13 protein-coding genes and 1 CRISPR repeat array are annotated in these 15,589 nt (G+C 58.0%); of the genes, 2 read left to right on the top strand and 11 right to left on the bottom strand.

Annotated elements, in window-relative coordinates; genetic code table 11:
- Positions 1–3 precede the first annotated feature (3 nt).
- On the top strand, positions 4–768 hold the full coding sequence (locus tag ACA373_RS12450; RefSeq protein WP_125289038.1) for a DeoR/GlpR family DNA-binding transcription regulator: 765 nt from the start codon (positions 4–6) through the stop codon (positions 766–768).
- A 45-nt stretch (positions 769–813) separates the two neighbouring features.
- Here ACA373_RS12450 and speD read toward each other — a convergent pair whose 3' ends face one another.
- The 3 genes from speD to ACA373_RS12435 form a co-directional block, all read right to left on the bottom strand.
- The gene (gene speD / locus ACA373_RS12445; RefSeq protein WP_125289039.1) at positions 814–1,623 is read right to left on the bottom strand and encodes an adenosylmethionine decarboxylase; all 810 of its coding nucleotides are present in this window, start codon (positions 1,621–1,623) and stop codon (positions 814–816) included.
- Positions 1,624–1,650: 27 nt separating this feature from the next.
- Positions 1,651–2,508, bottom strand: a complete 858-nt coding sequence (gene speE / locus ACA373_RS12440; RefSeq protein WP_301730696.1) for a polyamine aminopropyltransferase — start codon at positions 2,506–2,508, stop codon at positions 1,651–1,653.
- Between the two features lie 104 nt (positions 2,509–2,612).
- Positions 2,613–2,960, bottom strand: coding sequence for a YacC family pilotin-like protein (locus tag ACA373_RS12435; RefSeq protein WP_370734570.1), 348 nt, complete (start codon positions 2,958–2,960; stop codon positions 2,613–2,615).
- A gap of 183 nt (positions 2,961–3,143) precedes the next feature.
- Between ACA373_RS12435 and cueO the strand changes: the two genes are divergently transcribed.
- Complete coding sequence (cueO, locus tag ACA373_RS12430; protein WP_370734569.1) at positions 3,144–4,769, top strand: multicopper oxidase CueO; 1,626 nt, start codon at positions 3,144–3,146, stop codon at positions 4,767–4,769.
- Between the two features lie 145 nt (positions 4,770–4,914).
- Positions 4,915–6,746: direct repeats of the CRISPR family, unit length 28 nt; unit sequence GTTCACTGCCGTACAGGCAGCTTAGAAA.
- A 175-nt stretch (positions 6,747–6,921) separates the two neighbouring features.
- Here the strand turns inward: cueO and ACA373_RS12425 are convergent.
- From ACA373_RS12425 to ACA373_RS12390, 8 genes are all read right to left on the bottom strand, one after another.
- Positions 6,922–7,953 carry a HoxN/HupN/NixA family nickel/cobalt transporter gene (locus tag ACA373_RS12425; RefSeq protein WP_370734589.1) on the bottom strand — a complete coding sequence of 344 codons (1,032 nt, stop codon included), beginning with the start codon at positions 7,951–7,953 and terminating at the stop codon, positions 6,922–6,924.
- Positions 7,940–10,243: a carbamoyltransferase HypF gene (gene hypF, locus ACA373_RS12420; protein ID WP_370734568.1), complete on the bottom strand. Its 2,304-nt coding sequence runs from the start codon at positions 10,241–10,243 to the stop codon at positions 7,940–7,942. Before hypF ends, ACA373_RS12425 begins: the two co-directional genes overlap by 14 nt.
- Before the next feature lie 116 nt (positions 10,244–10,359).
- Positions 10,360–12,534, bottom strand: a complete 2,175-nt coding sequence (gene fdhF / locus ACA373_RS12415) for a formate dehydrogenase subunit alpha (protein WP_370734567.1) — start codon at positions 12,532–12,534, stop codon at positions 10,360–10,362.
- A 22-nt stretch (positions 12,535–12,556) separates the two neighbouring features.
- Positions 12,557–13,102 carry an electron transport protein HydN gene (hydN, locus tag ACA373_RS12410; protein WP_253455235.1) on the bottom strand — a complete coding sequence of 182 codons (546 nt, stop codon included), beginning with the start codon at positions 13,100–13,102 and terminating at the stop codon, positions 12,557–12,559.
- A gap of 180 nt (positions 13,103–13,282) precedes the next feature.
- A complete protein-coding gene (gene hycI, locus ACA373_RS12405) occupies positions 13,283–13,768 on the bottom strand; it encodes a hydrogenase maturation peptidase HycI (protein ID WP_370734566.1) in 486 nt (161 codons plus the stop codon).
- Positions 13,761–14,180: a formate hydrogenlyase maturation HycH family protein gene (locus ACA373_RS12400; RefSeq protein ID WP_253461112.1), complete on the bottom strand. Its 420-nt coding sequence runs from the start codon at positions 14,178–14,180 to the stop codon at positions 13,761–13,763. The genes hycI and ACA373_RS12400 overlap by 8 nt, the downstream gene beginning before the upstream one ends.
- A gap of 53 nt (positions 14,181–14,233) precedes the next feature.
- Entirely contained in the window at positions 14,234–15,028 is a 795-nt protein-coding gene (locus ACA373_RS12395; RefSeq protein WP_253455233.1) for an NADH-quinone oxidoreductase subunit B family protein, read from the bottom strand.
- Positions 15,025–15,582: a formate hydrogenlyase complex iron-sulfur subunit gene (locus ACA373_RS12390; RefSeq protein ID WP_370734565.1), complete on the bottom strand. Its 558-nt coding sequence runs from the start codon at positions 15,580–15,582 to the stop codon at positions 15,025–15,027. The genes ACA373_RS12395 and ACA373_RS12390 overlap by 4 nt, the downstream gene beginning before the upstream one ends.
- Positions 15,583–15,589 lie beyond the last annotated feature (7 nt).

Below are 15,589 nucleotides of genomic sequence, written 5' to 3'. Positions count from 1 at the left end.
CCTATGAAGGGACAAAGTCGCCTGGACCAGATCATGGACTATCTGAAAAGCCATAATCTGGTGACTGTCGATCAGCTGGTGGCGGCGATTTCCGCGTCGCCGGCTACGATCCGACGGGATCTGATCAAACTGGATCGGGAAGGGGTAATCAGCCGGACGCACGGCGGCGTTACCCTTAACCGCTTTATTCCCGCTCAGCCCACCACGCTGGAAAAGATGCAGCGTCATCTCACGGAAAAACAGGCTATCGCCCTGGCGGCGGCCAGCCTGGTGAAAGCCAACGACGCGGTGGTGCTGGATGCCGGCACCACCATGCTGGAACTGGCGCGTCAGCTGACGCATCTGCCGCTGCGGGTGATCACCGCCGACCTGCATATCGCGCTGTTTCTGTCGGAGTTCAGGCAGATTGAGGTGACGATTATCGGCGGGCGCATCGACGACTCCAGCCAGTCCTGCATTGGCGAGCACGGGCGCAGGCTGCTGCGGAATATCTACCCGGACGTCGCGTTTGTCAGCTGTAACTCGTGGAGCCTGGAGAAGGGCATTACCACGCCGACCGAAGAAAAAGCGGGGCTGAAAGAGGATTTGCTGATCAACGCGCGACGCAGGGTGCTGTTAGCGGACAGCAGCAAATATGGTTCCTGGTCGCTGTTCTGCGCCACGCCGCTGCAAAGCCTGACCGATATCATTACCGACGAGCTGCTGGGCGAGCAGGAAGTGAAGGCGCTGAGCGGGCAGCCGTTTACGCTGACGCTGGCGAAACCCTGAGCAAAACGGGCCGCCTACAGGCCGCCCATAGTAGAGACCAGCTTCTTACAGCGTTTTAAAGCCTACAGAAGGAATATTGCGGCCGTAGTAAATTTCCCGCATCTCTTTCCACAGCAGGTCGGTAATGCGCTTGTGCTCCTGCGGTGTCAGATCTTCCGGGCGGGTATTGAAAAGATAATGCTTTAAATCAAACTCTTTCAGCAGCATCTTGGTATGGAAGATGTTCTCCTGATAGACGTTGACGTCCATCATGTCGTACATCGACTTCATATCTTCCGACATAAAATTCTGAATCGAGTTGATCTCGTGATCGATAAAGTGCTTCACGCCGTTCACGTCGCGGGTAAAGCCGCGCACGCGATAGTCGATGGTGACGATATCCGATTCCAGCTGGTGGATCAGATAGTTCAGCGCTTTCAGTGGCGAAATCACGCCGCAGGTCGACACCTCAATATCCGCGCGGAAGGTGCAGAGTCCGCCTTCCGGGTGGCTCTCCGGATAGGTATGCACGCAGATATGGCTTTTATCCAGATGCGCGACCACCGAACCCGGCAGCGGGCCAGGATGCTCCGACTTATCGATATCTTTCGGATCGATCGGCTCTTCGCTCACCAGAATGGTGACGCTGGCGCCCTGTGGCTCATAGTCCTGGCGCGCAATATTCAGCACGTTAGCGCCGATAATCGAGCAGGTTTCGCTAAGGATCTCCGTCAGACGGTTGGCATTGTACTGCTCATCAATGTACGCAATGTAGCCGTCACGCTCCGCATCGGTATTCGCGTAACAGATATCGTAGATACAAAAACTCAGGCTTTTCGTCAGGTTGTTGAAGCCATGTAGTTTAAGCTTTTGCAATTTCGTTCACCCCCTTAAAATGCCCGGCTAGTCAGCCAGCGCATTCAACAGATATTGCGGCAGGGCAAAGCTGCCGGTGTGGATCGCCGGATTGTAATAGCGACAGGTCAGGCCGGCCTGCTGATAACGCGCCGCAAGCGTGGCCGTATCCAGCTGGCGCAGCGCCGGGTTGTCGCTTGCCCAGGCAAAGGTCATGATGCCGCCGTAATAGGTCGGTACGGCCGCCTGGTAAAAGCTGACGTCGCGGAAATAGTGGCTCAGCTTGCGATGGCTGTTGACCGCTTCGTCCTGCTGCAGGAAGCAGACGCCATTCTGCGCCACAAAAATGCCGTTTTCATTGAGGCAGCGCCGGCATCCTTCATAAAATTCCGAGGTAAACAGACTTTCGCCCGGTCCAATCGGATCGGTGCAGTCAGAAATAATGACGTCGAATTTTTCATTGCACTGGCGCACGAAATTGACGCCGTCATCGATTACCAGCCTGAAGCGCGGATCTTCATAAGCGCCCGCATTATGATTAGGCAGATACGCTTTGCAGAACGTCACCACGCCCGCGTCGATTTCCACCATCGTAATCTGTTCAATGTTTTGATGACGGCTGACTTCACGCAGCATCGCGCCGTCGCCGCCGCCGATAATCAGCACGCGCTTCGCCGCGCCGTGCGCCAGCAGCGGGACGTGGGTCATCATCTCGTGATAGATAAATTCATCGCGCTCGGTGGTTTGCACCACGCCGTCCAGCGCCATCACCCGACCCAGCTCGGCGTTTTCAAAGATAACCAGATCCTGATGTCCGGTTTGTTCGCGGTATAAAATTTTATCGACAGCAAAATACTGCCCAAAACCGGTATGAAGCGTTTCATACCACATCTCTTTTTCGGCCATGGTACGGCTCTCCTGGTTGTAGCAGCCACGAAAAATGGGCGCGATATGATAGCCAACTCTGACCGTGCTTGCACGGTCAAACTGGCGGCGGAAAACGGCGGGGGTTACTTCACGTAGGCAAGCAGGCTGAGCGAATTGCGGGCCAGTGATTTGCATTTGGTGTCGTTGGGCACGGCGATGCCGCTTAAATCGCGATAGCTGTCCGCGCCCAGCGATTTCATATTAAAGCTGCTGTAGTTGCTCAGATCCCAGCGGTTCTGCCGGGCGAAAAAGATCAGCGCGCGACGGATCTGTCCATCCGGAAGATCCTGATAGCCGCAGTCATTTTTCAGGTAAACAAAAACAGCGGTCAGATCCGCCAGATCTTCCGCTTCCGACTCGCTCAGCGCAAAACTTGTCGATGAGAAGCCAAACAGGCCCAGTAACAACAGAGCCTTGATGCTTTTCTTCATAACTGTACTCAAAGGGTGTCAATACTCTGACGTTAGCACAGTTACCGTCGGTCGACAGTCAATTTCAGCAGAGAAATGTCCGTAAAACGCAATTTTCCAGCAGGGCGCGGCGAAACTTGACCTTCCCTTGGGGGAAGGGTTTATGCTGCAGGCAATAAATAAGAGCCGGGTCGAGGAAGACTGATGCAACGTCGTGATTTTATAAAGCTGAGCACCGCGCTGGGCGCGGCCAGCGCACTACCCCTGTGGAGCCGATCGCTGATGGCCGCGCAGCCACGTCCCGCGCTGCCCATTCCGGCCTTATTAACGCCGGATGCGCGTGGCGAGATGACCGTAACGGCGCAGCAGGGCAGCACCCGCTGGCTGGATAAAGCGGTGCCGACCTGGGGCTATAACGGCAGCCTGCTCGGCCCGGCGATCCAGCTGGAGCGCGGCAAGCCGGTCACCATCAACCTGCGCAATCAGCTGCCGGAAGCCACCACGGTTCACTGGCACGGGCTGGAGCTGCCGGGCGGCGTAGACGGCGGCCCGCAGGCGCAGATTGCCCCCGGCGCCACGCGCACCGTCAGCTTTACCCCCGATCAGCCCGGCGCGACCTGCTGGTTCCATCCTCATCAGCATGGCCGTTCCGGCTATCAGGTCGCCCAGGGCCTGGCCGGTCTGGTTATCCTGAAAGACGACGCAACGGAGAAACTGCTGCTGCCGAAAATCTGGGGCATCGACGATATTCCGGTGATCCTCCAGGATAAAAAACTGTCGGCGGACGGCAGCAAAATTGACTACGAGCTGGACGTGATGAGCGCTGCCGTAGGCTGGTTTGGCAATACGATGCTGACCAACGGCGCGATTTATCCGCAACACGCCGTGCCGCGCGGCTGGCTGCGGCTGCGGCTGCTCAACGGCTGTAACGCCCGTTCGCTGAATATTGCCGCCAGCGATCGGCGCCCGCTTTATGTGATTGGCGGCGACGGCGGGCTGCTGAGCGAGCCGGTAAAAGTGACCGAGCTGTCGATGATGCCGGGCGAGCGCTTTGAGGTGCTGGTCGACACGCTGGACGGCAAGCCGTTTGATTTGCAGACGCTGCCGGTGCGGCAGATGGGCATGTCGCTGGCGCCGTTCAACCAGCCGCTGCCGCTGCTGAGCATTCAGCCGCTCCGGGTGATGGCCAGTGGATCGCTGCCGGACAAGCTGGTGGACGTGCCGCCGCTGCCCGCCCAGGCCGGCCTGAAAACTCGCTGGCTCCAGCTGTCGATGGATCCCGAGCTGGATCGTCGCGGCATGGTGGCATTGATGCAAAGATACGGCCACGCGGCGATGGCCGGTATGAGCGGCGATGCGCACGACGGCGAATCGATGCAGGACACGGGCGGAGATCACGCGGCAATGCCGGGAATGCAGGGCCACGCTATGGACGGCGGCGCAGACCACTCGATGGCGCATCAGCAGCCTGAGCAGTACGATTTTCATAACGGCAATAAGATCAACGGGGTCGCTTTCGATATGACCAAACCCGCTTTCGATGTAAAGCAGGGCGTGACGGAAAAGTGGACGATTTCCGGCGAGGGCGACGAGATGCTGCATCCATTCCATATTCACGGCACGCAGTTTCGTATTATCTCTGAAAACGGCAAGCCGCCAGCGCCGCACCGCAGCGGCTGGAAAGACACGGTTCGGGTGGAAGGCTGGCGCAGCGAAGTGCTGGTGCGCTTTGACCATCTGGCGGACAAAGAGCGGGCCTATATGGCGCACTGTCATCTGCTGGAGCATGAAGATACCGGCATGATGCTTGGCTTTACGGTCAGCGCGTAGCGGCTGACGGACGGCACCCTTTTTTTGGTGGCTTGCTTAAGTGATTGATTTTTAATGCACTGAATCACGTGGCTGAAAAAAGGGTTTTTACAGGGCTAAGGTCAATTTCGCTGAAAAAATATTGGGTTAAGCTAAAGAGGCAACTGTTCACTGCCGTACAGGCAGCTTAGAAAAAACATAATCCAACCCTTAAATTACTTTTCCAGTTCACTGCCGTACAGGCAGCTTAGAAAGTAGCGTGACCGTGGCAGACAGCCCTGCACGGGTTCACTGCCGTACAGGCAGCTTAGAAAAGCTACAGGGCCCGACCGGCGAAACGGAGCGCGTTCACTGCCGTACAGGCAGCTTAGAAAATTTGGAGTTTCCTGCTGCTTAGTTAGATATAGTTCACTGCCGTACAGGCAGCTTAGAAAAATAAATACTTTTTCATCGTGGCGACCTTTTAGTTCACTGCCGTACAGGCAGCTTAGAAACCCCACAGGCAGACGCAAATCAGGCCGATCACGTTCACTGCCGTACAGGCAGCTTAGAAAAAGCACCTTTTTGAACTCGTCTCTTCCGGCAAGTTCACTGCCGTACAGGCAGCTTAGAAATGCGGACACCAGGTGAATGTGTCGATTGCCATGTTCACTGCCGTACAGGCAGCTTAGAAATGGAAAAAACTCCGGCGCAATCTATTTCGCAGGTTCACTGCCGTACAGGCAGCTTAGAAAAGGTTCAGTTCGTCTGATGTATGACCGTCAACGTTCACTGCCGTACAGGCAGCTTAGAAATTTATAGTTGGCGATGGCGTCGCGCGCTGCAAGTTCACTGCCGTACAGGCAGCTTAGAAATGCAGCCATCGGGCAACGTCTTCAAACTGATCGTTCACTGCCGTACAGGCAGCTTAGAAAGACACACCCGCCAACGCGGCATTACCTACGTAGTTCACTGCCGTACAGGCAGCTTAGAAAGTATTACGTGCTGAACCGAAAAGACGAGCAGGGTTCACTGCCGTACAGGCAGCTTAGAAACGCCATTGCCCGGCGACCTTGCGCCGGACGGCGTTCACTGCCGTACAGGCAGCTTAGAAATTTATGCCTGGCGACGTTATTGAAGTGGCAGAGTTCACTGCCGTACAGGCAGCTTAGAAAGTAGTTACTATGTGGCTATCGGCCAATAATGTGTTCACTGCCGTACAGGCAGCTTAGAAACAAAAAAAACGCAGCGTTATTTAAACCGGATCTGTTCACTGCCGTACAGGCAGCTTAGAAACGCCGTGCCGGGATAACGACCAGTGAGATGAAGTTCACTGCCGTACAGGCAGCTTAGAAAAAGACGGTAAAGAAATCGCTGATGCAATATTTGTTCACTGCCGTACAGGCAGCTTAGAAAGTCGATCTCCGGCATTTCGCGAATATGCAGCAGTTCACTGCCGTACAGGCAGCTTAGAAACACACTTCGCTCGTTGCAGATTTGAGGAGGTACGTTCACTGCCGTACAGGCAGCTTAGAAATGTTACCCGCTCGAACACCAGGCCAACTTCCAGTTCACTGCCGTACAGGCAGCTTAGAAAAGTAAAAAGCAGGATGCAGGAGGTGTGGGGCGGTTCACTGCCGTACAGGCAGCTTAGAAAGAAATCGCGTAAGCCGCGCCCGCATCACCCTCGTTCACTGCCGTACAGGCAGCTTAGAAAAGTCCTCGCCAAGGGACAGGTCTGTTTCTTCTGTTCACTGCCGTACAGGCAGCTTAGAAATATTGAAAATTCCAAATGCCTGCTGGTGATCGGCGTTCACTGCCGTACAGGCAGCTTAGAAAATTTGAATAAGAAAAGCCCCACCGTTAAAAGGGTTCACTGCCGTACAGGCAGCTTAGAAACGAAGCTGAGAAGGATTATTGAAGATGGCTGCGTTCACTGCCGTACAGGCAGCTTAGAAAATTGTGGTGTTTCAGCAAGACTTGCCATGATTGTTCACTGCCGTACAGGCAGCTTAGAAAATCTTGCGGGCAGGGACCGGGCCTGTATGGCGCACTGTCATCTGCTGGAGCATGAAGATACCGGCATGATGCCTGGCTTTACGGTCAGCGTGTAGCGGTAAGGCGGAGGCCGTTGTTTTCACAGCATTGCCGATCGCGCGAGCCTTTCGGCCGCTGTCGGCAATGCCGCTCCCGTTTACGGCTGGGGAATATTTAGCGCATCATAATTTTTACGGCGATAGTTCAGCACCGAGAAGCCCCAGGCAGCGACGAAAATTGCCACGCAGAGGTAGCCAACGCTGCCCATATTACCGTTCAGATTGTTGACGATAGTCCATATCCCGCCGTGTAAATCGAGCTTATCCGCCAGTAATCCCAGCGCTTCCAGTCCGCCGATCAGCAAGGCAATCAGCACGCTGGTCGCCGTAATCATCATGTTGTAGTAGAGCTTGCGTACCGGCTGCTTAAACGCCCAGCCATAGGCGCCCACCATCATAAAATTGTCCAGGGAATCCACCAGCGCCATGCCGCTGGCGAACAGCGCCGGGAACACCAGAATGCTCCAGACCGACATTCCGCTGGAAGCGCCTGCCGCAGAGAGGCCCAGCAGGCCGATCTCCGTAGCCGTATCAAAGCCCAGACCGAACAAAAAACCCACCAGATACATCTGCCAGCTTTTATTAACCAGGGTAAAGGCGCGGCCAAACAGCCTGCTCATTACACCGCCCGGCAGGGGAGGCCGATCGCTGAAAGTTTTTCTCTGTTTCGCCTGCTGAAAACGGTGATAAACATCACGCAGGATCAGCGTATTCAGCAGCGCCATCAGCAACAAAAACAGCGCGGAAACCAGCGTGCCGATAACGCTGCCATAGTGATGCAACCAGCTGATTTCGCTGCCGGAGAGCAGAGCGGCGGCGGCAATCGCCACGCACGCCAACACCACGATACTGGAATGGCCGAGAGAGAAAAACGCGCCGACCGCCACAGGCCGCTGATTTTGCTGCATCAGTTTACGGGTGACGTTATCAATGGCGGCGATGTGGTCAGCGTCTACCGCATGGCGCAGGCCGTAACCATAGGCAAGCACGGCCGCCGCAATCAGCGTGGCATGGTGGCGGAAAAGCACCAGCGCCCAGCCCCAGGCCAGCAGATTGGCCATCAGCAGGGCGCTTAACAGCCAGAAAGCCCGGCGATGAGTACGAAAAAAAGCAGAGTTAGTCATAACAATCCCTGGTAACAGTATGAGGAGCCGCGTTGTGCAAGCGGGCGCAGGCAATAACGGCCTGGCCCAGCGCCAGCCCGCCGTCGCCAGCGGGAATATGCTGCGGCATCAGCACATGAAGAGGCGATAAATAGCGTTGTAAAAGCTGGCGCAGCAGGCGCGATTGCAGGACGCCGCCGCCAGCCGCGACGGTATCCAGACCCGTTTGTCCGGCATGATAATGGGCGAGGGCGGCAAATCCCCGCGCCAGCGCGTCATGGAAGGCAAACGCGCGCGCCGCAGGGGCTGCCTGCCAGTCCAGCCATTGCTGCCAGAACACCGCCAGGTCCAGCCGCGTGCCCGTTGCCGTATGGCGCAGCGGCAGCGTAACGGGATGCGCTATGTCTGCTGCCTGCCTGGCCAGAACCTCCAGGCGGCAGGCGGCTTCTCCTTCCCAACTAAGCACGGCAGGCGCGCAGCCGAGCACGGCGGCTATCGCGTCAAACAACCGGCCGCAGGAAGAAGCCAAAGGGGAGTTAACGCCAGCGGCCACCGCGCGCGCAAGCGGCTGCCAGGGCTTGCCCAGCAGCGCCTTAGACTCTGGCCGCTGCTGCCAGTCCGGGACAAAGGCCAGCCAGTGCGCCAACAGGTTGCGCCAGGGTTCCCGCGCGGCACGGTCGCCGCCCGGCAGCGCGACGGCGGGCAACCCTCCCAGATGCTGACAGCGGTGATAGTCTGCCAGCAGGCATTCACCGCCCCAGAGCGCGCCGTTTTCGCCGTAGCCCAGCCCGTCCAGCGCCAGGCCGATGACCGGGCCGTGCGCCAGCGGCCAGCGATGTTCCGCCAGGCAGGCGGCGATATGCGCATGATGATGAAGCACCTCCAGCACCGGCCGTTCGCTCTGCTGGCTGCCGACGTAAGCAGGATGCGCATCCTGCACGATCGTTGCGGGCGTGCAGTTATACAGCTGCTGAAAATGGATAACGGCCTGCTGCCGCTGGCACGCAATATCGCTGTTTGCCAGCGATCCGAAATGCGTGCTGAGCATAGCCCGATCGCCCTGTACCAGGCAGAAGGTGTTTTTCAGGTCGCCGCCCATCGCCAGCAGCGGCGAGCGGGCCGTCAGGCCGGGAGGAAGCGTGACGGCATCCGGCACATAGCCTCGGGCGCGGCGCAGTATTTCCAATCCCTGCGGCCCCAGACGAACCAGAGAGTCATCGGCGCGCTGGATGATATCGCGGTCGTGCAGCAGCCAGATATCGGCAATGCCAGCAAGCTGGCTCAGCGCCTCTTCGTTGGTCAGCGCCGGCGCGCGGTCGGCGCCGTTGCCGGAAGTCATCACCAGCGGCACCCGGCAGGCCTGCATCAGCAGATGGTGCAGCGGCGTAAACGGCAGCATCAACCCCGTTTCATCCAGCCCCGGCGCAACGGCTGCGCACAGCGGCGACGTCGCGTTTTTTTCCGTGAGCACAATGGGCGCGGCGGCAGACAGCATCAGCGCCTGCAACGCCCGATCGCGCCTGCCGCAGCGGGCCAGCCAGCTGATGTCCGGCAGCATCACCGCCAGCGGTTTGGCCGGTCGCCGTTTGCGCTGGCGCAGACGCATAACGGCCTGCTGCTGGGTAGCATCGCAGGCAAGATGAAAGCCGCCCAGCCCTTTGATCGCCACAATTTTGCCCGCAAGTAGCGCTGCTGTGGCATAGTCAATCGCGGCGCTTTCACGTGCCAGCGTGGTGCCATCCTGCCCGGTGGCAAAGAGCTGCGGCCCACAGTGCGGGCAGGCGACTGGCTGGGCATGAAAGCGGCGGTCGGCCGGATCCTGATACTCCCGGCGACAGGCGGGACAAAGGCGAAATGCCTCCATGCTGGTGCCTGACCGGTCATAGGGCATGGTGCGGATGAGCGTAAAGCGCGGGCCGCAGTGGGTACAGTTAGTAAAGGCATAGCCTGAACGACGGTTGCCCGCGTGCAGCACCTCCTCCAGACAATCGGGGCAGGTTGCCGCATCGGGGGCAACCTGGGTCATCATCCGGCCCTGACGGGTTTCCGCAATGGTAAAATCCTGCGGCGGAGACGGCCAGGCATAAGGCTGGACGCTGAGGCTGTCGATACGCGCCAGCGGCGGCGGCTCGTGCCGTAGCCGTTCGATAAAGAGCGGAATGGCGGCAGACTGAAGCAGGCGTATTTCCACGCCCGCGCTGTCGTTGCAGACTTCACCGCGTAGCCGTAACCGCCTGGCTAACTGCCAGACAAAAGGCCGAAAGCCGACGCCCTGCACTTTGCCGCTGACGCGCACGGACACTCCTGAATCGGACATAGTCAGCTCCTGAAGGACCGGGCTGCCCGGTCCTGGATCGGATTAGCCTGAACCCTTGCGGAAGGAATGCGGGATGTCATATCCACCTGGCTTCCCGTTCCGCACTGGCGCAGAACTTAAGCGGTTACGGCAATCGGGATCGCATCGTCCACGGCGCTGCGCAGGCGCGCTTTCATCTCGCTGTAGGTTTGACGCGCATAGTTCTCCGCCCACGACTGATCGGCAATCCGCTCCACCTTCACCGCGCAGTATTTGGTTTCCGGCGTTTTAGAAATGGGGTCAAGGTTCTCCTGAGTCAGCTCGTTGCAGGCGCCAATCCACCATTGATAGGTCATATAGACTGCGCCAACGTTAATACGCTCGTTGTGATTAGCGCGTGAAATGACTTTACCGCGGCGCGAGGCGACCCAAACCAGTTGCCCATCGCGTATGCCCAGCGCCTGCGCATCCTGCGGATTGATCTGCACAAAACCCGGCTCATCCGCCAGCGTTTGCAACGCGGAACAGTTGCCGGTCATCGAGCGGCAGGAGTAGTGGCCGACCTCGCGCACGGTACAGAGCACCAGCGGATAATCTGCGTCCGGCACCTCGGCCGGCGCGCGCCACGGCGCGGCAAAAAGCTGGCCTTTGCCGGTCGGGGTGGTGAAACGATTGTCCTGATAGAGATAAGGCGTACCGGGGCTGTCCAGCGTGGTGCAGGGCCACTGCACGTGTCCCAGCGTGCCCATTTTTTCATAGGTAGCGCCGTAGAACAGCGGACAGAGTTCGCGCATTTCATCCCAGATTTCTTGATTATCGTTGTAATGCATCGGATAGCCGAGTTCCGTTGCCAGCAGGCTGATAATTTCCCAGTCACGCTTAACGTTATCTTTGGGTTCGATAGCTTTTTCAAAGCGCTGAAAGCCGCGATCGGCACAGGAGAATACGCCGCCGTGTTCGCCCCAGGAGGTGGCGGGTAAAATGACGTCAGCCTGCTCGGCGGTTTTGGTCATAAAGATATCCTGCACCACCACAAAATCCAGCGCCTCAAACCCCTTGCGCACCAGGCTTAAATCGGCTTCGGTCTGCAGCGGATCTTCACCCATGATGTAGTAGGCTTTGACGTGTCCTTCCAGCGCCAGATGCGGGATCTCGGTAATGCGATGGCCGATTTCCGCGTCCATCCGCTCGGCGTCAATACCCCAGGCAGCGGCAAATTTTGCCCGGACCTGCGGATCGGTCACCGACTGATAGCCAGGGAACTCATTCGGCAGCACGCCCATATCGCAGGCGCCCTGCACGTTGTTTTGCCCGCGTACCGGGCCGACGCCGACGCCAGGCCGGCCCAGATTGCCGGTCAGCAGCGCCAGGCCAGCGAGGCCTTTCACCACGTCGACAGCCTGACCAAACTGCGTCACGCCCATTCCCCACATAATGGTCGCGGAGGGCGCAGCAGCAAAGGTACGCATAGCCTGACGGATTTGCTGAGCGGACACGCCGGTCTGTTCGGCAACCGCCTCCGGCGAATAGTCGGCCAGCTGGCGACGGTACTCGTCAAATCCTTCCGTATATTTCGCCACGTAGTCACGATCGTAGAGATCTTCTTCGATCAGCACGTAGGCAAAGGCGTTAACCAGCGCCATATTGCAGCCGTTTTTGATTTGCAGATGCTGGTCGGCGATACGGGCGGTTTCGATGCGGCGGGGATCGCAGACAATGATCTGCGCGCCTTTTTCTTTGGCTTTTATTACGCGGCGAGCCACGATAGGGTGGGAATCCGCACAGTTATAGCCGATCACCAGCAGGCATTTGGAATTTTCAATATCGTTGATGGAATTGCTCATCGCGCCATTGCCGAGCGTGGCCTGTAAACCGGCCACCGACGGGCCATGACAAACGCGGGCGCAGCAGTCGACATTATTGGTGCCGATCACCGCGCGGGCAAACTTCTGCATGACATAGTTGGTTTCGTTGCCGGTACCGCGAGAAGAGCCGGTATGCATAATCGCGCGCGGGCCGTGCTTCTCTTTGATTTCTTTCAGGCGCTTAGCGGTATAGCGGATAGCTTCATCCCAGCTGACTACTTCGAATTTCCCGCCCTTCTGACGGCGGATCATCGGCTGCGTCAGGCGCGGCGTCAGCAGTTTAGTGTCGTTGAGAAAATCCCAGCCATAGTAGCCTTTCAGGCACAGCTCACCCTGATTGGTTACGCCATCGGCGGCTTCGGCACGGAGAATTTTATTGTTTTCCACGACCAGGTTCAGCTTGCATCCGGCCCCACAGTAAGGACAGACGGTGGTGACTTTTTTCATCTTATTTTTCCTCTTTCCGGGGTTAAAACAGCAGGCCGGAAGTGCTGGCAAGCGCCGCACGGCGGCGTTTTTCTACGTTCATTTCCTTGAGCCGATCGCGGTCAACGGTCAGCAAGGCCTTGGTCGGACAGACTTCCTGACAGGCTGGGCCTTCTGCACGGCCCTGACACAGATCGCATTTATGCGCTTCGGCTTTATCTGCGACGGCGGTCATCGCCGCCGCGTTCTGACGAAAAAGGGGTTTGACCACGACCTCCATCGCGCCATAAGGGCAGGCGACGACGCAGGTTTTGCAGCCAATGCAGTGCTCCTGCATTACCTGGATTGCGTCGCCGCTGCGCACGATTGCGCCGTTCGGACAGACGTTGGCGCAGGGGGCATCTTCACACTGGCGGCACAGCACCGGCGTACTGAGGTTGACGCTTTTGATCACATGCAAACGCGGCGTGAAGGTGGTGGTATTGAGCTGCGAGATATCCTGCGACAAGCTGTGAGCCATCACGCAGGCGATTTCACAGGTACGGCAGCCGATACATTTTTGGGGATCGGCAATGATGAACCGGTTCATCTGAATCTCCTGATTCCATTAAATAAGCGGCCGACGGATCCCGGCCTTATGGCGGAGGTAATGCATAAAGCGTTCCAGCCAGAGGGATTATTTTTCTTATTTATTTTCAATTGGTTAATAAGGATTCGTAGGGAGTGACTGTGGTCTGTCGGCCGTATCGTCATTTTCCCGACACTTATGTCATGTCGGCCGTGGGCGAAAAGGCGCGATGCCCAGGCCCGTCTCCAGCAGAGGAAGCCGCTGATAAAGCTCGTCAACCGCCCGCTCGACCGCTGGGCTAAGGGGATAGTAAAAAGCCACCACATCGGGCTGAATGCCGACAAAGGTAATCTGCGGAATAGCTTCCCGTAGCTGCTGAATTAAAAAGCTGAGCGGCAGCGTGTGGGTGGTCATCACGAACATTTCGGCGATATCGCTTTCGTCGATAAGGCGCATTTCGCCGGGAGCCAGCCCCATGTCGGTGGCGTCCACAATCACCAGGCGATCGGGCCGCTGCTCGCGCAGGTAGCCAATATCGTTTTCCGGCGCGGCTCCGCCATCCACCACCGTCCAGCCGGGCAAAGGGGCGGCGGCGCAAAGTTCGGCCAGGCGTGGCCCGGCGCCGTCGTCGCCCATCATGCTGTTGCCCACGCATAACAGCGCGTAGCGGGAAGAGGAATTAAGCATCGTATCTCCTGACCATCAGGTACATGGCGGGGTCGTTTTCAATTTGCTGGAGCAGGGCGATCAGGCGATCGCTCCACGCTTGCTGCTCTGCACTCATCCGCTCACGGGCGTCGCGCAGCGCCAGGGCCAGCAGATGGGTGTGACTGCTGTCGATAGTGATTTCGCCAAAGCGGCGCACGCCTGCCATTTTCCGCTGGGCTTCGCTGTTTTCCGCCAGGCAGGCAATCCATTGCAGATAGCCTTGAAGCGGGCAGGTGAGCTGCGGTTGCAGACAGTCGATAACGCCAACGTGGTGACCAATCGCCAGGCTGTAGTAAACCACCTCTTGGGCTTTCTTCGAGCTACGCTGCTGCGCGCATTTTTCATCGACGAATTTGCTGCCCAAAGCGTAAAACACCACTTTGTCGTGCAGGACGCGGGCCGACGGCTGATGCCGGGCGTAACGCTGTTGGTTAACCTCGGTGCTCACAGGCGAACCTCCCCGCGCAGAACCTGCTGATAAATTTGCTGTAAATGCCCCACGATCTCCGCCAGGCGGAGATCGCCCTGCTCATCCAGCCAGTCCGCCACGCGCTGTTCTACGGACTGCACGCCGGGCGCGGCCAGCGCCTGCATAAAGCGATCGGCAATCTGGCGACCATAGCGATAGCCGGCCATGCGTCGCGCTTCGCGATCCAGCAATACCCGCAGCGGCTGCGGCAGCGTAGGGTGCAGCAACGCCGCCGGTTCAGCCGCCTCAGGGTGCTGCTGACCTTTAATTTTTTGATCGAGCAGGCCAAGCGCCATGGCAAAACCATAAATAGTGGCGGCGGGCGTGGGCGGGCAGCCGGGAATATAAACATCCACCGGCACAATCTTGTCCGTGCCGCCCCAGACGCAATAAAGGTCGTGAAAAATGCCGCCGCTGTTGCCGCAGGCGCCATAAGAGATACAGATTTTCGGGTCTGGCGCCGCGTCCCAGGCCCGCAGCGCAGGCACGCGCATGGCGCGGGTGACGGCACCGGTAAACAGCAGAATATCGGCATGACGCGGGGAAGGAACTACCTTGATGCCAAAGCGTTCGGCGTCGAACAGCGGTGAAATGGCGGCAAAAATCTCTATTTCGCAGCCGTTGCAGCCGCCGCAGTCAACCCGATAAACGTAGGCGGAACGGCGAATGTTGTTCAACAGCGTGCTTTTCAGGCTGGCGATGCTCTCGTCGAGCGTAACGGGCACCGGCAACCCGTTTTCGTCGCGTGGCCCGTGCAGGATCTGGCTCATAGCTGTGCCTCGGGGGTCAGATGGCGGCCAATATCTATCCGGCTGGATGCGGGCAGCTGATGCTTTTTCTTGCAGGACGGACAGGTTTCATACTGCTCGCGACGTTCAGCAATCTGCCGTTCACTCAGCGCTGCGCTTTCCTGTAACAGAGAAAGCGCGAAGTCGATCTCTTTCTGCACGGCATAGGGATGGCCGCATTCCCGGCAGCGACAAACCGGGAAATCAGCGGTTTCAAACAGATCCTCTTTACGCCATACCGCCAGTTCAAATTCTTGCGACAGCCTGATGGCGGCCGTCGGGCAGACTTCCTCGCAGCGCGCGCAGAAAATACAGCGGCCCAAAAACAGCGACCAGCGGATCGCCTCGCCTTCTGCTGGCGGCGTCATGGTCAGCGCGTTGGACGGACAGGCATTGGCGCAGGCACCGCAGCCGATACACTGCTGCGCGTTGTACTGAGGTTTGCCGCGAAAGTTGGCCGCCATCTCCAGCGGTTTTGCCGGATAGGCCACCGTTGCGGTACCGGTTTTCAGCACTTTTTTAATCAGCTTTAACATGTTGTCC

The organism is Erwinia sp. STN24, assembly GCF_041320675.1.
Classification (GTDB): Bacteria; Pseudomonadota; Gammaproteobacteria; order Enterobacterales; family Enterobacteriaceae; genus Erwinia; species Erwinia aeris.
Note: the sequence above shows the minus strand (reverse complement) of the source record. Positions and strands in the feature narration are given on the sequence as shown.